The 18,172-nt window shown below is 56.1% G+C and carries 19 protein-coding genes and 1 tRNA gene; 7 read left to right on the top strand and 13 right to left on the bottom strand.

Annotation, left to right across the window (positions count from 1 at the left end):
- Position 1: 1 nt before the first annotated feature.
- Complete coding sequence (locus ACR0CZ_RS11480) at positions 2 to 1,228, bottom strand: MFS transporter (protein ID WP_170465340.1); 1,227 nt, start codon at positions 1,226 to 1,228, stop codon at positions 2 to 4.
- Positions 1,229 to 1,326: 98 nt separating this feature from the next.
- On the opposite strand from ACR0CZ_RS11480, the gene ACR0CZ_RS11475 reads away from it, so the two are divergent.
- Genes ACR0CZ_RS11475 through ACR0CZ_RS11465 form a run of 3 tightly spaced genes read left to right on the top strand, consistent with a single transcriptional unit; the run spans position 1,327 to position 2,951 of the window.
- Positions 1,327 to 1,959: a DNA glycosylase family protein gene (locus tag ACR0CZ_RS11475; RefSeq protein ID WP_170465342.1), complete on the top strand. Its 633-nt coding sequence runs from the start codon at positions 1,327 to 1,329 to the stop codon at positions 1,957 to 1,959.
- Positions 1,956 to 2,621: an alpha/beta fold hydrolase gene (locus tag ACR0CZ_RS11470; RefSeq protein WP_170392997.1), complete on the top strand. Its 666-nt coding sequence runs from the start codon at positions 1,956 to 1,958 to the stop codon at positions 2,619 to 2,621. The genes ACR0CZ_RS11475 and ACR0CZ_RS11470 overlap by 4 nt, the downstream gene beginning before the upstream one ends.
- Before the next feature lie 27 nt (positions 2,622 to 2,648).
- Positions 2,649 to 2,951 (top strand): putative quinol monooxygenase, encoded by a 303-nt coding sequence (locus ACR0CZ_RS11465; protein WP_170392998.1) that lies wholly within the window; start codon positions 2,649 to 2,651, stop codon positions 2,949 to 2,951.
- Between the two features lie 4 nt (positions 2,952 to 2,955).
- Here ACR0CZ_RS11465 and ACR0CZ_RS11460 read toward each other — a convergent pair whose 3' ends face one another.
- Together ACR0CZ_RS11460 and ACR0CZ_RS11455 are read right to left on the bottom strand one after the other, a co-directional pair.
- Positions 2,956 to 3,381 (bottom strand): VOC family protein, encoded by a 426-nt coding sequence (locus tag ACR0CZ_RS11460; protein ID WP_170392999.1) that lies wholly within the window; start codon positions 3,379 to 3,381, stop codon positions 2,956 to 2,958.
- A 31-nt stretch (positions 3,382 to 3,412) separates the two neighbouring features.
- Positions 3,413 to 4,018, bottom strand: a complete 606-nt coding sequence (locus ACR0CZ_RS11455) for an rRNA large subunit pseudouridine synthase E (protein ID WP_170393000.1) — start codon at positions 4,016 to 4,018, stop codon at positions 3,413 to 3,415.
- A 211-nt stretch (positions 4,019 to 4,229) separates the two neighbouring features.
- On the opposite strand from ACR0CZ_RS11455, the gene ACR0CZ_RS11450 reads away from it, so the two are divergent.
- Positions 4,230 to 4,817, top strand: a complete 588-nt coding sequence (locus ACR0CZ_RS11450) for an HNH endonuclease (RefSeq protein ID WP_170393001.1) — start codon at positions 4,230 to 4,232, stop codon at positions 4,815 to 4,817.
- Positions 4,818 to 4,820: 3 nt separating this feature from the next.
- On the opposite strand, the gene ACR0CZ_RS11445 is transcribed toward ACR0CZ_RS11450, so the two are convergent.
- Positions 4,821 to 5,285, bottom strand: coding sequence for a disulfide bond formation protein B (locus ACR0CZ_RS11445; protein ID WP_170393002.1), 465 nt, complete (start codon positions 5,283 to 5,285; stop codon positions 4,821 to 4,823).
- Positions 5,282 to 5,860, bottom strand: a complete 579-nt coding sequence (locus ACR0CZ_RS11440; RefSeq protein ID WP_170393003.1) for a YqaA family protein — start codon at positions 5,858 to 5,860, stop codon at positions 5,282 to 5,284. The genes ACR0CZ_RS11445 and ACR0CZ_RS11440 overlap by 4 nt, the downstream gene beginning before the upstream one ends.
- A 145-nt stretch (positions 5,861 to 6,005) precedes the next feature.
- On the opposite strand from ACR0CZ_RS11440, the gene ACR0CZ_RS11435 reads away from it, so the two are divergent.
- Positions 6,006 to 6,091, top strand: a tRNA-Leu gene (locus ACR0CZ_RS11435).
- A 416-nt stretch (positions 6,092 to 6,507) separates the two neighbouring features.
- On the opposite strand, the gene ACR0CZ_RS11430 is transcribed toward ACR0CZ_RS11435, so the two are convergent.
- The 4 genes from ACR0CZ_RS11430 to ACR0CZ_RS11415 form a co-directional block, all read right to left on the bottom strand.
- Positions 6,508 to 6,732 (bottom strand): hypothetical protein, encoded by a 225-nt coding sequence (locus ACR0CZ_RS11430; protein ID WP_170393004.1) that lies wholly within the window; start codon positions 6,730 to 6,732, stop codon positions 6,508 to 6,510.
- A gap of 615 nt (positions 6,733 to 7,347) precedes the next feature.
- Positions 7,348 to 8,382 carry a lipocalin-like domain-containing protein gene (locus ACR0CZ_RS11425; protein WP_170393005.1) on the bottom strand — a complete coding sequence of 345 codons (1,035 nt, stop codon included), beginning with the start codon at positions 8,380 to 8,382 and terminating at the stop codon, positions 7,348 to 7,350.
- Positions 8,372 to 10,786 (bottom strand): FtsX-like permease family protein, encoded by a 2,415-nt coding sequence (locus ACR0CZ_RS11420; protein WP_170393006.1) that lies wholly within the window; start codon positions 10,784 to 10,786, stop codon positions 8,372 to 8,374. The genes ACR0CZ_RS11425 and ACR0CZ_RS11420 overlap by 11 nt, the downstream gene beginning before the upstream one ends.
- Positions 10,783 to 11,430 (bottom strand): ABC transporter ATP-binding protein, encoded by a 648-nt coding sequence (locus ACR0CZ_RS11415; protein WP_170393007.1) that lies wholly within the window; start codon positions 11,428 to 11,430, stop codon positions 10,783 to 10,785. The genes ACR0CZ_RS11420 and ACR0CZ_RS11415 overlap by 4 nt, the downstream gene beginning before the upstream one ends.
- Between ACR0CZ_RS11415 and ACR0CZ_RS11410 the strand changes: the two genes are divergently transcribed.
- Positions 11,429 to 12,031 carry a potassium channel family protein gene (locus tag ACR0CZ_RS11410; protein ID WP_370644421.1) on the top strand — a complete coding sequence of 201 codons (603 nt, stop codon included), beginning with the start codon at positions 11,429 to 11,431 and terminating at the stop codon, positions 12,029 to 12,031. The genes ACR0CZ_RS11415 and ACR0CZ_RS11410 overlap by 2 nt on opposite strands.
- On the opposite strand, the gene cls is transcribed toward ACR0CZ_RS11410, so the two are convergent.
- From cls to ACR0CZ_RS11395, 3 genes are read right to left on the bottom strand one after another with little or no spacing between them, the layout of a single operon-like run.
- Entirely contained in the window at positions 12,028 to 13,440 is a 1,413-nt protein-coding gene (cls, locus tag ACR0CZ_RS11405) for a cardiolipin synthase (RefSeq protein WP_480536935.1), read from the bottom strand. The genes ACR0CZ_RS11410 and cls overlap by 4 nt on opposite strands.
- Before the next feature lie 23 nt (positions 13,441 to 13,463).
- Positions 13,464 to 14,438: an HAD family hydrolase gene (locus ACR0CZ_RS11400; protein WP_480536936.1), complete on the bottom strand. Its 975-nt coding sequence runs from the start codon at positions 14,436 to 14,438 to the stop codon at positions 13,464 to 13,466.
- Positions 14,439 to 14,498: 60 nt separating this feature from the next.
- Entirely contained in the window at positions 14,499 to 16,109 is a 1,611-nt protein-coding gene (locus tag ACR0CZ_RS11395) for an arylsulfatase (RefSeq protein ID WP_255612093.1), read from the bottom strand.
- A 191-nt stretch (positions 16,110 to 16,300) separates the two neighbouring features.
- Here ACR0CZ_RS11395 and ACR0CZ_RS11390 point away from each other — a divergent pair, with 191 nt between their 5' ends.
- Positions 16,301 to 16,981 carry a Crp/Fnr family transcriptional regulator gene (locus ACR0CZ_RS11390; protein WP_170393010.1) on the top strand — a complete coding sequence of 227 codons (681 nt, stop codon included), beginning with the start codon at positions 16,301 to 16,303 and terminating at the stop codon, positions 16,979 to 16,981.
- 7 nt (positions 16,982 to 16,988) lie between these two features.
- Here ACR0CZ_RS11390 and ACR0CZ_RS11385 read toward each other — a convergent pair whose 3' ends face one another.
- On the bottom strand, positions 16,989 to 18,080 hold the full coding sequence (locus tag ACR0CZ_RS11385) for an AI-2E family transporter (protein ID WP_170393011.1): 1,092 nt from the start codon (positions 18,078 to 18,080) through the stop codon (positions 16,989 to 16,991).
- Between the last annotated feature and the right edge of the window lie 92 nt (positions 18,081 to 18,172).

The raw sequence follows: 18,172 nt of genomic DNA, 5'->3' as shown, positions 1-18,172 counted from the left end.
GTCAGACGGTTTGTGGGTCCGAAGGCCTCAGAACCAGCCACAGCAGCGCGCCACCTGCAAGGGTCAGCAGCGGGATCATGGCGAGGTTTACGGCCGTCCAACCCTCGACCGCTGAACCGCCCGAGCAGTTCATCAATCCGCCAGAGGCAAGCGAAGCAAAGGTCACGCCGCCAAACACCAGCAAGTCATTCAGGCCCTGCATTCGCCCGCGTTCGTGCACTTCATGCGAGTCTGCCAACATGCTGGTGGCGCCAATGAAGCCAAAGTTCCATCCGATGCCAAGCAGGATCAGGGCGACGAAAAAGTTACCTAGATCAACACCTTGCAGGGCGACAATGCCTGCGCCGCCAAGGATTGCCAAACCGAGAGCTACGATCTTTTCGACCCCAAACCGCGCGATCAGGTGGCCGGTGAAGAAGCTGGGAATGTACATCGCCAGTACGTGGCTGGTGACGATATCCGCGGCATCACCTTCGGTATATCCGCACCCGACGACGGCCAAAGGCGTAGAGGTCATGACAAGGTTCATCAGCGCGTAAGAGACCATGGCGCAAATGATCGCCACTGCGATGCGCGGGGTTTTCAGCAGTTCCAATCGGGTCCGGCCTTTCGGCTCGTCTTCGGTTGGTTTCGGCGGGGTCGGGATGTCGAGGAAAAAGAACAACGCCGACCCCAGAACGTTGATCGCGATCACCGCCAGATAAGTGCCCAAAAACGGGACCACATACGCCTGCGAGGTCAGCTTGACGATCTGAGGGCCGATGATCGCCGCCGCAAGCCCTCCGGCCATGACGTATGAGATCGCCTTGGGCCGGAACGCATCCGATGCAGTGTCAGCCGCTGCAAAGCGATAAAAGCCATGTGCGCTCATGTATATGCCGGTCAGGAAGCTGCCAATTAGGAAGATCGGGAACGAGCCGAGATAAAGGCCGTAAGCCCCGATAACGCCCCCTGCGGCACCTGCAGTTGATCCCACAAGAAACCCGGCACGGCGTCCCCAGCGTTGCATGATGGCCGAAATCGGCGTGGCCGCCAGCATTGAACCCAGAACGATCAGTGAAATCGGCAGCGTCGCAAGGCAAGCGTTGCTGGCCAGCGATTGGCCTGCCAGCCCGCCGACGATGAACATCATGGGCATCTGTGCACCCAGGATTGCCTGTGCTGCCACCAAAACGGCGACGTTGCGTTTGGCCTGACTATCGTCAGGGGTGGCAGCGATCATTGTCATGGGCGAATGGTTATCTACGATTGAGACTTGGCACAAGCGGGTTGCATATGCGGCACATCCGCCTAACGTGCGGACAAGGATCACTTATCGGAGAGCGCATGTCCGTCGGACGCATCATCGAAACACCGGACTGCGTTACCGAAGGGGCCGAGTGGTTGGCTGAGGCCTGCCCCCGGATGGCTTATGCGATGGAGCAAACCGGACCCCTGCCACTCAGGCGCAAGCCTGACGGGTTCGCCGAATTGCTCAGCGCGATTGTCAGTCAGCAGGTCAGCGTGGCCTCGGCAAACGCAATCTGGAAGAGGCTGCAGGACGCAAAACTGACCGGTCCGCGCAAGATTATGTGGGCCACTGATGATGATCTGCGCGCTGTGGGTCTCAGCCGTCAGAAAATTCGCTATGCCCGCGCCTTGGCCGAAGCGCGGATCGATTACAAAGCGTTGCGTGATGCGCCAGATGACGAAGTGGTCGCAATTCTGACCGAGGTACCGGGAATCGGTGTCTGGACCGCCGAGATTTATGCGATGTTTTCGCTGGGTCGCGCCGATGTGATTGCACCGGGCGATCTGGCCTTACAGGAAGCTGCACGCATCCTCTATGAATTGCCAGAACGACCAAAAGACAAAGAGTTACGCCAGATGGCTGAAGCATGGTCGCCGTGGCGATCGGTTGCGGCGCGGGTGCTGTGGGCCTATTACCGGGTCGCAAAAGACAGAGAAGGGATCAGATGACACGGGTTTTGAACGCGCTCAGGAAAGAGCCGGTTTCAGGCGACACACGCTCGGTCGTGGTGTTTGTGCATGGTTATGGTGCAAACGGGGCCGATCTTTTGGGGCTGGCTGATCCGTTGGGCGAGCATCTGCCGGATACGTTGTTTGTAGCTCCGGACGCGCCTGAACAGATCATCGGTATGCCCAACGGTTTCCAGTGGTTCCCGATCCCGTGGATTGATGGCTCATCCGAGGAGGAAGCCCGACGGGGTATGGAAATGGCAGTTGAGGATTTCAACGCGTTCCTTGATGCGCTGATGGTGGATGAGGATGTCCTGCCAGAGCAGGTAGTGCTGTTCGGTTTCAGCCAGGGCACGATGATGAGCTTACATGTAGCCCCGCGCCGCGAAGACCCAGTGGCCGGGATCGTAGCGTTCTCGGGCCGTTTGCTGGAACCTGATTTGCTGCCAGACGAAACCGTAAGTCGCATGCCAATCCTGCTGGTGCATGGCGATGCTGATGACGTTGTACCGCCGCAATCGTTGCCAGAAGCAGCTGAGGCACTTCAGGCGGCCGGGTTCAAAGAGGTTTATGCCCATATAATGAAGGGCACCGGCCACGGGATTGCTCCGGATGGCTTGAGTGTTGCGCTGGCCTTCATGCGGGATAAGCTGAGCCTCTGACTTGCGGGGCGATCTAAGGAGAGCATGATGCTGATCGTGACAGGAGTGGTCGAAGTTTCAGATGCAGGGGTCGAGAAAGCCATTGCCGCTGCGCAGGTGATGGTTGCGGAAACCCTGAAAGAACCCGGATGCCTGATCTATGAATTCAGTCAAATCCTGGGTCAGGCGACCCGCTTTCGGGTCTATGAGGAATGGCAGGGTCAGGCCGCGCTTGAGGCCCATTTTGCGACCCCTCATATGGCTGCTTTTCAGGCGGCACTTGGTGAGGTCGGTGTTGTCTCTAGCGAAATCTACCGTGTGATCGGGGGCGAGAAGCAGCCGCTTCGCTGATCGATCACTCCCAAAGCCTTCCTTCCGAGAATTCGACCGAGTTGCCTGCAGGGTCTCGTACATAGAGCGACCGGGCTCCGTTGGGCCAGTCGAACTCGGCATCGACAGGGATGTTCCAGTCCAACAGATGCTTGCGCATCACGGTGATTTCATCGCGGCTCAGGACAAGGCAAACATGGCTGGGGCCACGCGCCCCATGCGGTGGGACCGGCAGATCAGGGTTGCCTGGCGGTTTCTCGGTTTCGCTGGCATTGAACAGCAACAGGACGGACCCGCCGATTCGATAGAACACATGGCGGTCGGTGACGCGCTGGATTTTCTCTAGCCCCAATATCTGACCATAGAAATCCTCGGCCGCATCTAGATCGTCGACATACAGCGCGGCTTCCAGGATGGCAGACGGGGCAGGGATATCCGGTGTGACCTTCATGCCCTAAGCCTATCACATCACGCAGTTTTTGTCACCGGCGCGGGCAGCGGTCCCGCTTGCGCGACGGTGCTACGTCAACAGCTGGCATCGGCAGGCTTTCCCACTGACCGGGGTCAAGGCCGTCCAAAGACCAATCTCCAACACGGGCTCGGATCAGGCGCAGAGTTGGGTGCCCGACTGCGGCTGTCATCCGGCGAACCTGACGGTTGCGGCCCTCTTTAATCGTCAGTTCAATCCAACTGTCGGGCACCGTTTGGCGAACCCGGATCGGCGGGGTGCGTGGCCACAGCCATTCGGGTTCGTCAATCAGCCGCGCCTTGGCGAGGCGCGTCAAACCATCCTTAAGTTCAACACCTTCCCGCAACGCCTTTAGTGCCGCTGTATCGGGAATGCCTTCGACCTGAACCCAGTATGTCTTAGGCATCTTGTGCTTGGGGTCTGATATCTGCGCCTGCAATCGCCCATTATCAGTCAGCAGCATCAAACCCTCGCTATCCCGGTCCAAGCGTCCCGCAGGATAGACACCGGGCAGGTCGATGAATTCCGAGAGCGTGCTGCGGGGCGAGTCAGAATTGGCGCGGTCGGTGAACTGCGGCAATACATCGTAAGGTTTGTTGAAACGGATGAACCAGGACATGCCCCGCCATAGCTTGCAGACCACATCTGCGCAACCTGTGGATAAGTGTCACTTATCTGTTACGTATTCGGCCTAACCAATACCCGAGATGTTGTGTGAACTCGGCACTTGTCAGAGATTTAACACGATATATAGTTAACTTAAGGCCGGGGCGGGTGTTCCCCGCTCTGATGTCACAAACGGGCAGTACAGAGCGAGGAGCGATTCTGTTATGGACGGAGACTTCAGGACCGAATTTGTCAGGGAAACCGGTGCTCTCAAGCATCATCCGGCATTGGTTTTGAACGCCGATTACAGACCTCTTTCCTACTACCCGTTGTCTTTATGGCCGTGGCAGGAGGCGATCAAAGCTGCCTGGCTGGACAGGGTGGATATTGTTGCGGAATATGACGAGGTTGTCCGCAGTCCCAGTACCGAGATCCGAATACCCTCGGTGGTTGTCCTGAAAGACTATGTAAAACCCAGAAAGCGCGTGGCCTTCACGCGCTTTAATTTATTTTTGCGGGACGAATTCAAATGCCAGTACTGCGGCAACCGTGAAAACCTGACCTTTGATCATGTTGTACCGCGCGCTGCGGGCGGGGTCACAAGTTGGCAGAATGTCGTTGCAGCGTGCAGTCCGTGCAATCTGCGCAAGGGCTCAAAATCCCTGCGACAAGCCAGAATGTCTCTGAATAAACCGCCGCGTCAGCCGGATGCTGAGGCTTTGCGCAATATCGGTCGGAAGTTCCCCCCGAACCATCTGCACGAAAGCTGGATCGACTTCCTCTACTGGGATGCCGAACTGGATCAGCTATAAACCCTAGCGCGCGCGCCAGGCTGCGATCCAGATCAGGACCAGACCCGTCGAAATCAATCCATTCCAGCCCGCAATGGAAATCCCGAACATCTCCCACGGGATGTCATCGCAACGCACGAGCGGGGCGGACATGATCTGATCCATTAACTCTTCTGCACTCAGGCCGTCGATATCACCAGATGTGCAGGTCGATGGGCCCTCCCACCAGCCTTGCTCGACCCCAGCATGGTAAAACCCTATTCCCGCCGTTGTGGCCGCGGCCAGAGCGCCTAGTAGGGGCAGGGGGCGGACGCCCGGGAAGGCAAAGGCTAGAGCACCAAGAATCACTGCGACACCATGGGGATACCGCTGCCAGATGCACATTTTGCACGGCGCGAGCCCACCGACGTATTGAAAGCCCCAAGCCCCAAGTAGCAACGCGGCCGAGCCGGATGCGGCAACCAGAACCAGAAGTCTTTTGCGCGTCATAAGTATTTCACCACAAGAAAGCCGCCAAACAGCAGGATTATGAATAGGGTAAACATCAAACCCAACCGTTTTTCGATGAAGTCACGGATCGGTTCCCCAAATTTCCACAGCAGCCCGGCCACAAGAAAGAAGCGCAAGGCGCGCGCCAGGATCGAGGTGGCTATGAACGTCCCAATCGGCATCCCGGTCCAGCCCGACATGATGGTGATGACCTTATATGGGAAAGGCGTCACACCAGCCGCCAGCACGGCCCAGAAGCCGAAATCATTGAAGCGGGTATTGAATTCTTCCATTGCGTGGGCTTTGCCCATGGCTTCCAGAACAGGCTGCCCAAGGCTTTCGTAAAAGAATGCCCCAATTGCATAACCCAATATCCCACCCAGCACCGAGGCAACCAAGGCGACCGTCGCGATCAGCCAGGCCCGCGACGGACGCGCAAGGATCATGGGAATCATCAAAACATCGGGTGGGATCGGAAAAAACGAACTTTCGACAAAAGCCACAACAGCCAGCGCCCAGAGCGCATGAGGATGTTCGGCCAGACGAATGGTCCAGTCATAAAGAGATCGCAACATGAAGAATAAGTATCCTGGTAACCGCTGCGGCAAGCCAAACCATGCACCCGACTGACCGTCAACCTCCTTCGATGAAACATTCAGAGCAGTGGTTGTTTTTTGCCTCTGGACCTTCTCTCGGTAGGGCGCTAATCCAGTGTTCGTGGCCCAAGTGGCGGAATGGTAGACGCAGGGGATTCAAAATCCCCCGGTAGTGATACCGTGCCGGTTCGAGTCCGGCCTTGGGTACCAAAGTAAAAACAGTGAGTTAGGGGAGCCGGCTCGCTGTTTTTTCTTTTGGGGACATTTACTTTGAATTGTTTTGATTCATCAACGAGTTTGCTTTGAATGCACGAGTCATATCGCCATTTCTGGACAAGCCGTGGCTTCACAATTCTAGGTTTATGCAGATATTTCACACTTCCATAACATTTTCTGGACGGTCGGTTTCGGTATTCAGAATGGGTGCTAATCACGCGCGTTCCAGCGCTCGATCCCGCCAGTGCGATATTGGTTGAGGCAACGCGCCATTGCCCACTAAATCGCGGAACTCTGAAGTAGTCACATCCAGCAATTCTTAATAGTTCTGATGCCCAGCCGCGCGAGATGGCGGCTTTGTAATTGACCTGTGGGTGGGACCCGCTGCTTAGAACGCAGCGGGCAGAGCGTTAGCTACACTTTTGCTCGTAGTAGGCATCAAGTAATTCAATGATCCACTTGATGATAAATTTGGTTGCACCGTTCGCCTTTTCTTTGATCTTTTCCAGAACCACTCGTACCACAGGCCACGCATCGCAAAAATCGATACCTTTTACCTGTTCTGGTTGCCCTAGATCGAGTGAGTTCAAATAGGCTTCGATCTCTTCGCGGCTCACTTCAACGCCATTAGCCATTTTCAATTCCTTTCAAATAAGTGTGTGTAACAGGCAACGCCCGAATTCGATTAGTTAAAAATAGTTTTGTTGAAACGGGCGAAATTGCCGTGTTTTAAACACTAGTGGATTTGATCGAATTTTTCAATTTTCCGCACAACCGCATGAGCGAAATGGAAAAATGTTTGGCTTGCGCCTCGCTCAGACCAGACAGCTATTGCAAGTCTTCTGCCTATTCCTTGCGTGTTTTGTTAACGTGTTATGACATAGCGATTTTTCTGATTCCCTCGCCTCCCATCGATTAATAATATGTGCAATCCTGACCGGGTGTTTATCACACTCAGGATAGCAGAGTATGTTATAATACGACGAGGTTCAGTGTCGTGAAACTGATCTTCAGCTCCGACATCAAATACCAGCAACGTCCTGCAAACAGCTCGGGAATATCACTATGATGTGTGGTACGGCTCGGCGTGTTGTTTCTTGTGTTTCTGAATATGACCAGGAGTGGGAACTGGATTTCTACATGGTCTCGAATTTGAATAAGTGGGCGCTGGGTATTGCATGACCCTGAACAGCAAGCTCTGACCCCGTTTGGGGACATCCGCTAGCTTGAAAGAACACGAAATTTCAACTTCAATACCCCGTCATCTCAAGATATCCGCGCCCTGTGTGGCTACCTGTGATGGTGATTGGGCCTTCCCAGTATTCGAACCGGGTTCCCATCCAGGCTTTCGGGCTTATGGCATCGACTTCAACATCGATCTCGCGATCCGGCAAGGATACCTGCCATTTGATCGGAACGTCACGATGCGCCACGCGGGCGGTTTCAAGGGGCATTAGCAGAACTGAGCCATCGGGCAGGGGGGTCGTTTGCCCATCGGCCCCAATCCACGTAGCGGCCGTGAAATCCCCTCGATCCCCGCGCAGGCGGAAGGCCATCAGCTTGTCACCGTCGTCAAAGCTGAGCGAGAACCAGTCCCAGCCGCTTTGATCTTCGGCCAAGGGTTGCGAGGACCATTCGCGATCCAGCCAACCCTGGCCGACGACTTCGATATCTTCGTTGGGCAGGTGGAGCGTGCCCTCGACCGTGTAGAAGGGTTGTGAATAGTAGTAGCTTGCCTGACCATCGGCGGATTTCACCGAATACCCCTCGGCCCCGTGAAACACCAATGGGCCTTGGGCCTTCAGAGTCAGATCATACCCAAAGTCTGATCCGTTTGCTGTCAGGCTGAGGGTTTCCAAATCATCGCCGCGCATGTGCCATTCATCGATCCATGCCTCAAACGGATGGGCCGTTACGCCAGCCTGTCCGACACCGCCGCGAGAGAGTCGTTCGGCGAAATAGTGTGTTTCTGGCGTTGTGAGCGCGGCATGGCCCATCCAGATCTGCGGGCTTTGCCAGCCGTCAGCCTCGGACGGTTTCAGGGCCGATCGGAACAGGGTCCATTGTATGCCATAGTCGCGACCCTCTGCGTCTTTGAGGTTTGCCGTCAGATACCACCATTCAATCCGATAATCCGGATGGGCGCCGTGATCTTGCGGAAACTGAAAGCTGTAGTCCGGTTCAGGACGCGTAAAGCCATCCGCATTGCCGCCCAACCCGGCATAACCCTGCGCCCAACCGGTAATTGGAAGGAGGATGAACAGAATGAAGGCTTTAACGTTCATTGGCAAAAACCCTCAACAGCGCAGCAGGTGGCAGGCGGAGCAATCGTAATGCGGGTAGGGCTGCTGCGAGCACGGCGGCAACCAGAGTCAGCAGGAATAAGCTCAGCCAATCAGTTGGGAACAAATACATGGGCAAGCGCCATCCGAAGGCCTGCACGTTGATCACGGCCAGCAGCACCCATGCCAATACAAGGCCCAATGGAAGGGCAAGACAAGCGGTCATCACCGCAAGCAGGACACTGCGCAGAAGCTCTAGCTTGGCCAGTTGCGCGCGCGTTAGACCCAGCGCCCAGACCGGTGCGACCTGAGGCAGGCGCTGGGTCCACAATGTCAGCAAACTGGTGAGTATCGCGAACCCCGCAACGCCCAGTGTCAGCACATTCAGCGCTGAGGTGACGACGAAAGTTTTTTCAAAAACAGCCATCGATTGCGCTTTCATAGCGGCCTGCTGCACAACTGCCGATGGAGGCAGGTCAAATTGGTCACGCAACGCCTGTGCCAGCTCCGAGGCCTGATCCGGTGCGATGCGAATGCCAAAGCGGCGTGTATCCGTATCCGGGGCAATCTGATCCAGCATCGGCATTGCGACGATGGCCTGACCTGTCGGGTTCCCGTAGTCGGAATAGACACCTGCAATCGGCAAGCTGTGCTCGGGTGTGATCGCGACGGTATCTCCGGGCCACAGATCCGCGCGTCGTGCGAGTTGCTCGTTGATGAGTACGGCGCCGCGATACAGGACGTTGTCCCAGACGTCGGGATCCTTGGCGATCAGTGGCCAGTTGTTGCGATAGCTATCGTGATCAACAATCCCGTACAGAAACAACGGCCCGGTCTCGTGCAGCAATTCGGTGCTGCGAATGGGTAGGACAGCTGACGCCCTTGGGGCGAGCCAATCGATAAGGGCTGCGCCTTGTGCATTGTCGGCTGCGGTCACGTAAAGTTCGGAGGTCAGCCGTTGATCGAGCCAGCCAGTAAAGGTGAGGCGGAAGCTTGAAACCATTGTGCCCACGCCGATATTCGCGGCGAGCGCTAGCAGCAAGGCCATCAGCGCAAGTGACAGACCGGGCAATTGCGCCCGCATGTCCGCGAGCACCCATTGACCAACAGGCGTGCGGGCCCGGCGCAGGCACAAGGTCAATATCCCTGACAGTGCGAGCGGCAGCAACAAGGCCGCTCCGGTCAGCATCCCGGCAAGCAAGGCAAACCCTGCGATAAGTCCGCCGATTGTGAAATATGCGATAAAGCCCAATGCTAGCAGGGCTAGGCCACACGCGCCTGTAATCTGGGCCGAGGCTTTACTGCCACGCCAAGCTTGTAAGCCCGGCCCTGCGAGGATGGGCATGCGCGAAAGTCGCCAAAGAGCGTGGCCACTGGCCGCCAACGTGCCGCCTGTTGCCATCGCAAGACCTGCGGCGACCCATTGGGGGCGTAATGACATCTGCCCGTCGATTGTTGCCCCGTAGAGGCCGCGCAACGTGGCGGCGACATCAGGCAACAAGGCTCCAGCCAGAAAATACCCCAGGATTAACCCGAACAGGCCACCGATCAGGGCCAAGAGAAGTAATTCACCCAGAACGATCCAGATCAGGCCCCGCATGGGAAGGCCCAACGCCCTTAATGTACGGATCGTGCCACGCCTCTGCGCGAAGGCGAGGCCGACCGTTCCGTGAACGATGAACAGGCCGACGGCGAAAGACAGCAAGCCGAAGGCTGAGAGGTTCAGGTGAAAGCTGTCGGTAAGTTGCGCGGTATCCAACTGGGCCGAGGGGCTAATGCGTTGAAGTTCAGGCGCAAGTTCTGACAGAGACGGGACACCACGGGGCTGATTGGGCAAGATCACCAGACGGGAAATCTGACCGGGACGGTTCAGAAGACGCTCGGCCACTCCAATATCGGTGAGCACCAGATCAGGTGGCAGCGCGGTGCTGGAAAGCACCGGTGGGAATTTGTCGTTAGATTGAAACAGCGGGGCCAGGGCGGGTGACATCAGCAGCCGCCCCGGAGCTGTCAGCATATCAGCCGGGTCGGGGGCATCCGCGCCTTGCTCGATCTGGGTGATCGCGGGCAGGACAGGGTAGGCCACCAAATCCACCCCCATCAGACGTACGGAACGGCCCTTGATGCGCAGCGTGCCTTCTAAGACGGCCGCCACTTGCCAGCCTGCGCGCCTGAGCTCGGCGTAGCGGGAAAGAGGGATCGTGGAACCGGAGGCGCGCAATTCGTCGAATTGTCCGATGGCAAGCTGGGTGCTGGCGCGTTCATAGCTCGCGCGCGCTTCGGCATTGATGGCTTGCACGGCCGACCACAGACAAGTTGCCAGCGCGATACCCGTCAGAAGCGTCATCAATTGCAATGGGTGCATCCGCCAATGGGACACCAGCGCCAGGACCGCAGCGCGTGTCATGCGATATGCCCGCCCGTCAGGTGGGCACGTCGGTCGAGACGGCTGGCGATGTCATTCGAGTGAGTGACCAGCAGGAGCGCAGCGCCGGTATCGGCAACCAATGAAAGCATCAGGTCCAGCACCACCGCACTTGCTGTTTCGTCCAGATTGCCCGTCGGCTCATCCGCTAGCAGCAATCGTGGTTGGATCGCCATGGCGCGTCCGATGGCAACCCGCTGCTGCTGTCCGCCCGAAAGGTTCTCGGGGTAGCGGTCTTGCAGTTCTCTCAGGCCAAGGCGCTCGGTCAGGTGGACAACCCAATCCGGGTCGTTCCGACCCGCAAGTCGCGCATGGATCGAGAGGTTCTGGGCAACGGTCAGCGACGGGATCAGGTTGAACTGCTGAAAGACCAGAGACAGGGTGCCGCGACGCAATTCGGCGCGTTCCGCATCATTCAGGGCCGACATGGCGCGCCCTTCCAGAGTAATCTCTCCGCCATCAAACCCATCCAGCGCCGCCACCAGATGCAATAATGTGCTTTTGCCACTGCCACTTTCTCCGGTCAGCGCCAAGGTCTGCCCCTGTTCCAACGTCAATGAAACATCGGTCAGGACAGGTCGCCCACCGGGATAGGCTTTTCGAACGTGATCAATTGATAGCAACATGCAAACTCTCATCTGGTCCCGTCACAATGTGCAACGCGGCGCGCCAGTGTCCAGAGCCGAGATCGGTTCTATTCGCCGCAGCCTTACGCATCGCATGGGGTTGTCGGCAACGCGCGAAACCCCCATGCTTGCACAGTTTTCAGCGATCAGAACAAAGGCCGTTTACATGACATTGTCGCAACAAATCATTTGGGGCAGCTTCTATCTGGGTATTTGTTTTCTGATCGAAATCATGCTGCTGACATGGTGCGTTCTGGTCATCCGAAAACTGGTTGCGAAATGGGAGACACGCAGCACTATCCTTGCAACCGCAGGCCCGATCAGCGTGGCGCTGGTGTTTATCGTGCTGACCCATACGGTTCAGGTCTGGATCTGGGCGATTGTCTGGGTTTGGGGTGATGTGCTGCCGGATTGGAATTCGGCCCTCTATTTCTCATTGGTGACGTTCACAACGCTGGGTTACGGCGACATCGTCTTGGGCGAAGGGCTGCGCATCTTCGGAGCGTTTGCATCGGTCACGGGCCTACTGGCCTTTGGGCTGTCGACCGCGTTCCTGGTGGCTCTCATGACGCGGGTGTTTGAAGAACGGTTCCTGAACTAGAGGATCGGTGCAAACAACCGTGCAAGCGGCGCACCAAAACGGATGTGGAACGGTTGCTGGGGCAAATTGCGGGTCAATTCGTAACTTGCTTCAAAATCGGTTTCCAGCATCGCAGCCACTGCGTTTGCTGCGCGACGATCAAAGAACAGGGCCATCGCCTCAAAGTTCAGACGGAAAGATCGGTTGTCCAGATTGGTGGTGCCAACGGCGGCCAAGGTATCGTCTACAACAAACGCTTTTTGATGCATGAAGCCGTCGGTATAGCGAAACACACGGGCGCCACAGTCTCGGATTTCGTCGAAATAGGCAAAAGCGGCCAGCCAGGGCAGACGATGGTCGATGACATCCGGCACGAGTATTCGTACATCCACACCGCGCAGTGCGGCGTGCTGTAGCGCGGTCATGATGTCGATGTCGGGCACAAAATAGGGCGAGGCGATCCAAAGCCGTTCTTTCGCCTCAGTGATGGCCGCAAAGAACATCATTGCGCCGGTTTCTGTTTCGTCGCCCGGGCCCGTTGCCACCAGCAGCGCATTCATGTCCTGATCAGATTCATTTCCAGCCCAATCGAGTTGGTCGATCAGATCTTCGTTGCGCGCCCAGTGCCAGTCTTCCGTGAAGATCAGTTGCAATTGACGGACCACGTGACCGGTCATCTTGATGTGTGTGTCCCGCCAACGACCGAACCGAGGGCTTTGTCCCAGATACTCGACCCCGATGTTGTGACCACCGATAAAGCCGACATTGCCATCCACGATCACAGTTTTTCGGTGGTTGCGATAGTTCAGTTGAAACCGGAAATTGGGCCCGCGTTGTTCGCGGGGATCTGCAACATCCACACCGGCCTGGCGCAGCGTCTCAAAATAGCTGGACGGCAAGCCATAGCTACCCACTGCATCGGTCATGAACCGAACATGTACGCCACGCTTGACCGCGGCGATTAGCCGGTCCCGCACCCTTCGCCCAAGATTATCATCCCGGACGATGTAGAACTGGATCAGAACGTAATTCTCGGCCTTATCTATGGCGTCGAGAATGGCATCAAACGTAACTTCGCCGTCGATCAGCAGCTCGGCTCCATTCCCACGTGAGACGGGCAAATGGGCCAGCGCTTCAAACGCGCGAGGATTGACTCGCATCGTCTGAGGGTCGGGTTTCGAGAAGTCGGCAAAGGTCTTGATCCCTTCGACGACGCGCTCACTTTCTTGCCGAGCGATCCGGTATCCTCTGAACCGATGGTGACCGAGGAATAGATACAGCGGCACGCCTAACATCGGGGCCGACAGCAGGAACACAACCCAGCCAACCGCTCCTTGTGGTGTGCGTGCAGTCTGCGCAGCGCGAACTGCAAAGACGACCGCTACGCAATAGAGTGAAAACAGAAAAAACGAGACGAGTAATGTCCACATCGGGGCGCAGCGATCCGGGTTGCTTAGTTTGCCCCAGTGTAGATGCGGGACCAGTCGTTGGCCATATCAACAATGACCCATCCCATATTCGGGCCTTTGTCCAACCCATCGACCAGCCGTCCAATCGGGCTTTCGCGATCGTAGGCCCATTCGCGATCCGCATCAGTGTGATGGATCAAAACGCCCAGCCGTGGCCCGTCGCCTGCGGTGGTCCATTCAAGCATGGCAAAATCCCCGTCCGAGTTTCCTCCGGCAAAAATGGGGCGTTTGCCGATGGTGCGCTCGATGTTGATTGGCTTGCCTTCTTTGTCATCGATGAAGGCAATGCCGGGGGCCTTGTTGATTACGGGCGTGCCGTTTTGGCTGTCATAAGTTGTTTCCCCATAGGTGCCCAGAATCTGTTCGGGCGGGATGCCATATGCCTGTTCGGCGAAGACACGCATGAAATGCAGGCCTCCGCCTGAAACGATATAAGTTTTGAAATCCTCATCCCGCAGATAGCGCAACAGCTCGACCATCGGCTGATAGGTCATCTGGTCGTAGGGCAGATCGGTCTCGGGATGTCGTTCAGTGTCCAGCCAATCGGCCACCGACGCCTGAAATACTTCAACGCTGCTGCCGGAATGCGATGCGTTGACCACTTCGATCAGAGCGTCGTGCCCGCCGTCCAGAATGGTTTTCAGATCACCCTCAGCAGCCGCTTTCAACGCTGGGGTCGATAAGATCGATGGGTCTTGTTTAGCAAGCTCTGCCAGTTGGTCCATGGCAAATATGAACTGAAAATAGACCGGTTGTTCAGCCCAGAGCGTGCCGTCATTGTCAAACACCGCAATCCGGTCGGCGGGAGTGACATAGAGTTCATTCGCCGGGTCGCTGACCGCGTCAACAAAGTCGATGATCTGCTGTTTTGATGCCGAGTCGGTCCAGCTGGGCAGGGGGTCTGCGAACGCCACAAGGGGGACGGTGGCTATAAACGCCGTGAGTTTGAGAAATCTCATGTAATAGCCTCTGATACTGGAAAAAGGGGCCGCGCTTTAAGGCGGCCCCTGTCTTGTTTTCTAGTTCGAAGTCGGTGTGGCCAATTTCTGCATCACCTGATCCAGGCTGAAGCTCGCCGCCTTCTGACGTGGTGGGAATTCTTGGAAAGTACTCAGGAAACTCGCCACATATTGCTGCGCCGGTACTAGGAAATACACCCGGTCGATCATCCAGTCGTAGTATGTGTTGGATGTACGGTATCCACGCTCATAAGGGTCGCGGCGCAAATTCACGATGATCGGCACGCGCAGTTCTGTGAATGGTTCCATCCATGCGCGCAGGGTGGCCCATGCTTTTTGCTCCAAAAAGATCAGCTTCCAGTCGTCAAAACGCAAAGCAGACAGGTCGCCGTCATCCGTGAAATAAAAGATTTCACGGCGGGGGCTTTCAGTGGTCTCACCAGTCAGCAGTGGCAATATGTTGTAGCCATCCAGATGCACTTTGTAGTCGCGACCCATGGCAGGTGAGGAATAGCCGGCTTTCAGCTTTTCCTTGATTTCGGGGTCGCCAGCGACCGCCAGATAGGTGGGCAGCCAATCCATGTGATGCACGATTTCGTTTGAGATCGAACCCGCTTCGATCTTACCGGGCCAACGCACCATGGATGGTACGCGCCAGCCGCCTTCCCAGTTGGTATTCTTTTCGCCCCAGAACGGTGTCGAAGCGGCATCCGGCCAAGTGTTGTAATGCGGGCCGTTATCGGTGGAATAATGAACGATAGTGTTGTCGGCGATGCCGAGTTCGTCCAGCAGATCAAGCAGTTGGCCGACCTGAATGTCATGTTCGATCATGCCCGCCGTGTATTCATCGGCCGGACTACCTAGGATTTCGTTGGCTGTTTCGCGCATTTCTTCCCCGACATGGGTGCGGAAATGCATGCGTGTGCCATTCCACCAGACATAGAATGGTGTGCCGTTCTGGTTGGCCTCACGAATGAACTCAACGGCAGCTTCCAGGGTTTCCTGATCCACCGTTTCCATGCGTTTGCGTGTCAGTGGACCGGTGTCTTCGATGGGGCCGCCTGCGCTGGACTTGATCACACCGCGCGGACCATAGGCCTCGCGGAACGTGCGCCCGTCGGGCAGAACCGCGTCCCCGGGATAATCTTCATGCTCGGGTTCTTCTTCGGCATTGAGGTGATAGAGATTCCCAAAAAACTCATCAAATCCGTGATTTGTCGGCAGATGCTCATCCCGGTCGCCCAGGTGGTTCTTGCCAAACTGGCCGGTCACGTACCCATGATCCTTAAGCAACCCTGCAATCGTGGGGTCTTCGATCTGCATCCCTTCTTTAGCGCCAGGCAAGCCAACCTTGGACAGTCCAGTCCGGAACACCGATTGGCCCATGATGTAAGATGAGCGGCCAGCTGTGCAGGATTGCTCGCCATAATAATCGGTGAAGATCATGCCTTCATCGGCGACCCTGTCGATATTGGGGGTCTGGTATCCCATAAGGCCCATTGTGTAGGCCGAAATGTTGGATTGGCCGATGTCATCGCCCCAAATGACCAAAATGTTGGGTTTTTGATCCTGCGCCCATGCGGGCAGTGCGACCAGAACGGCAATCGACGCTGCTGCGGTACGGCGCAGTCCGATACGCCAGCTTTCCAAGAACCGGGTTGTAGTTAACATGTTTTACTCCTGAACTTGTGGACAATTTGTCCCTGTGAACTATCTGAGACTTGTGTCCAGAATAGGATTAGTTGCAGTCGTTAAGCATTGGATATCCCGCGAAAATAGCCAGATTGCGGGATTCGTGTGTAAGTAATGTAGGCCAGTGAGCCTGATTGAAATTTATCATATGATGAAGTTTAAATATATAGATGGCATTAATTGAAACTGATCTAGACGCGCTGCAGGAAAGTTCCTGGTTCAAAACCAGATCTCCCGCCTTTCAGGATGCTCTGATGCGCAGCGCCGTGCGCCGAACTTACGGTGCTGACGAAGCTTTGTTTGTCCAGGGTGATCCCGCCAACGGGATTCACGCTGTATTGGATGGTAGTGTTAAGATCACCGTCCCCGCAGATGACGGTCAGGAATTTGTCATACACCAAGAGGGACGTGGCTTTTGGGTCGGCGATCTCGCGTTGTTTGCGACTGCGCATCGGCTGATCAGCGTGGTGGCGACTCGGCCAACCGAGACGCTTTTCTTTCCGGCCCCGCGGTTAGAACGCTTGGTGCAGGATTCTCCTGACTTTGTTCGGGATTTCTACGCCTTAAGTCATGAAAACATGCAAAAAGCCCTGCGTATCGTAGCCAATCTTGCGGTGACCGGCACCGAGAAACGGCTGGTTCTGAGGTTGCTGCATCTGGATGAGGTGACATCCGACGCAGAGGGTTGGATACCGGTTTCGCAGGAAGAGCTGGCGGCTATGATTGCAGTCTCTGCGCCAACGCTTCACCGAGCATTACACAGGCTTATCGAATTGGACTTGATCGAAGGCGGGTATGGTCGGCTGAGGTTGAAAGATCGACGCGCCCTCGTCGCTAGCTGTCAAAGTTGACGGACGTTCAAGCCGAATGTTCGGTTGACGACCGATCATCCTCACCGAGCCTTCCATCCAAAGACATCAAGATCGCGACAGGGCGCAGCGCGGGGATGTGGCTGAAGATGATCAGGATGCAGACGGTCAAAGGCACACTCAGGAACGCTCCGATCAGACCCCAGACCGTAGTCCAGAAAGTTAATGCCAAAATCACTAGGAAGGTCGACATGTTCAGCGATCGGCCCAGCATGGCCGGATCTAGAAAGTTGCCGATTAGAAACTGTAGTGTGCCGCACCCCAGAACGATCACGAGAAATGGCCCGATCGTCTCAAACTGAACCAGAGCGATCATTGCGGGAAAGATGACGGCGATGATCGAACCGATTGACGGGATGAAATTCAGGGCGAAAGTCAGCACGGCCCAGGTTTCAGCATATTCCAGACCCAGCGCTTTGAATACGGCGTAGCTGATGGTGGCGGTGATCAGACTGATAAAGGTTTTCACGCCGACATATCGCTGCAGGCTGTACGAAATCGCATCCAGAACCAAGGCCAGGTCAGCCCCCAGCCGCGGGTTGCCGGCGGCAAGCTGGATTTTCTTGCGAAAGGCCAACCGCTCGGCCATCAGAAAGGCGACATAAAGGCTGATAAGGAAGAACTGGTTAAGCAGTGATGTGGCGCTGCCCAGCAATATTCGAGCGACATAGGACATATCGATGCTGACCAGATTGTCTCGGATAAAACTTGTGACATCGTTGCCGACCAACCCGGTAATTCTATGAACAGCCCCGTCAAACTGGCTTTCGTAGGTGTTGATCGAGCGTGCAAACTGCGTGGCCTGACTGCCCAGAATGTACATGATCATGAACAAACCGGCCAATACAACTGTTACTCCCGCGACATTCGCCAACCAGATTGGCACCCGCGTCACTGCAATGACCCGGTCGCTAAGGGCCAGGATCAGCACGTTGACCAGTAACGCCATGGTCAACGGCACCAGAAAGTTTGCCCCTGCATAGAGGCCAAGCACCATTAGCGTGGCCACGATCGCTACATCCCGCAATACGCTCAGTTGCGGACGCGCACGGGAAGGGCTGTTTTCTGGGTCAGAGGTCATAAGATGGCCTTGGTCTGAGTGCTGCCTGGATGCGTTTTGATTGATCCTGCACAGGCTGGCGGGTTTATGCAATCCATACAGAAGGTTATACG

It is taken from the genome of Ruegeria sp. H9 (assembly GCF_056532915.1).
Note: the sequence above shows the minus strand (reverse complement) of the source record. Positions and strands in the feature narration are given on the sequence as shown.

Bases quoted from the DNA above. Each gene is read 5' to 3' on its own strand.
- ACR0CZ_RS11480 (WP_170465340.1), bottom strand. From the start codon at position 1,228: ATGACAATGATCGCTGCCACCCCTGACGATAGTCAGGCCAAACGCAAC.
- ACR0CZ_RS11475 (WP_170465342.1), top strand. From the start codon at position 1,327: ATGTCCGTCGGACGCATCATCGAAACACCGGACTGCGTTACCGAAGGG.
- ACR0CZ_RS11470 (WP_170392997.1), top strand. From the start codon at position 1,956: ATGACACGGGTTTTGAACGCGCTCAGGAAAGAGCCGGTTTCAGGCGAC.
- ACR0CZ_RS11465 (WP_170392998.1), top strand. From the start codon at position 2,649: ATGCTGATCGTGACAGGAGTGGTCGAAGTTTCAGATGCAGGGGTCGAG.
- ACR0CZ_RS11460 (WP_170392999.1), bottom strand. From the start codon at position 3,381: ATGAAGGTCACACCGGATATCCCTGCCCCGTCTGCCATCCTGGAAGCC.
- ACR0CZ_RS11455 (WP_170393000.1), bottom strand. From the start codon at position 4,018: ATGTCCTGGTTCATCCGTTTCAACAAACCTTACGATGTATTGCCGCAG.
- ACR0CZ_RS11450 (WP_170393001.1), top strand. From the start codon at position 4,230: ATGGACGGAGACTTCAGGACCGAATTTGTCAGGGAAACCGGTGCTCTC.
- ACR0CZ_RS11445 (WP_170393002.1), bottom strand. From the start codon at position 5,285: ATGACGCGCAAAAGACTTCTGGTTCTGGTTGCCGCATCCGGCTCGGCC.
- ACR0CZ_RS11440 (WP_170393003.1), bottom strand. From the start codon at position 5,860: ATGTTGCGATCTCTTTATGACTGGACCATTCGTCTGGCCGAACATCCT.
- ACR0CZ_RS11430 (WP_170393004.1), bottom strand. From the start codon at position 6,732: ATGGCTAATGGCGTTGAAGTGAGCCGCGAAGAGATCGAAGCCTATTTG.
- ACR0CZ_RS11425 (WP_170393005.1), bottom strand. From the start codon at position 8,382: ATGAACGTTAAAGCCTTCATTCTGTTCATCCTCCTTCCAATTACCGGT.
- ACR0CZ_RS11420 (WP_170393006.1), bottom strand. From the start codon at position 10,786: ATGACACGCGCTGCGGTCCTGGCGCTGGTGTCCCATTGGCGGATGCAC.
- ACR0CZ_RS11410 (WP_370644421.1), top strand. From the start codon at position 11,429: ATGCAAACTCTCATCTGGTCCCGTCACAATGTGCAACGCGGCGCGCCA.
- ACR0CZ_RS11415 (WP_170393007.1), bottom strand. From the start codon at position 11,430: ATGTTGCTATCAATTGATCACGTTCGAAAAGCCTATCCCGGTGGGCGA.
- cls (WP_480536935.1), bottom strand. From the start codon at position 13,440: ATGTGGACATTACTCGTCTCGTTTTTTCTGTTTTCACTCTATTGCGTA.
- ACR0CZ_RS11400 (WP_480536936.1), bottom strand. From the start codon at position 14,438: ATGAGATTTCTCAAACTCACGGCGTTTATAGCCACCGTCCCCCTTGTG.
- ACR0CZ_RS11395 (WP_255612093.1), bottom strand. From the start codon at position 16,109: ATGTTAACTACAACCCGGTTCTTGGAAAGCTGGCGTATCGGACTGCGC.
- ACR0CZ_RS11390 (WP_170393010.1), top strand. From the start codon at position 16,301: ATGGCATTAATTGAAACTGATCTAGACGCGCTGCAGGAAAGTTCCTGG.
- ACR0CZ_RS11385 (WP_170393011.1), bottom strand. From the start codon at position 18,080: ATGACCTCTGACCCAGAAAACAGCCCTTCCCGTGCGCGTCCGCAACTG.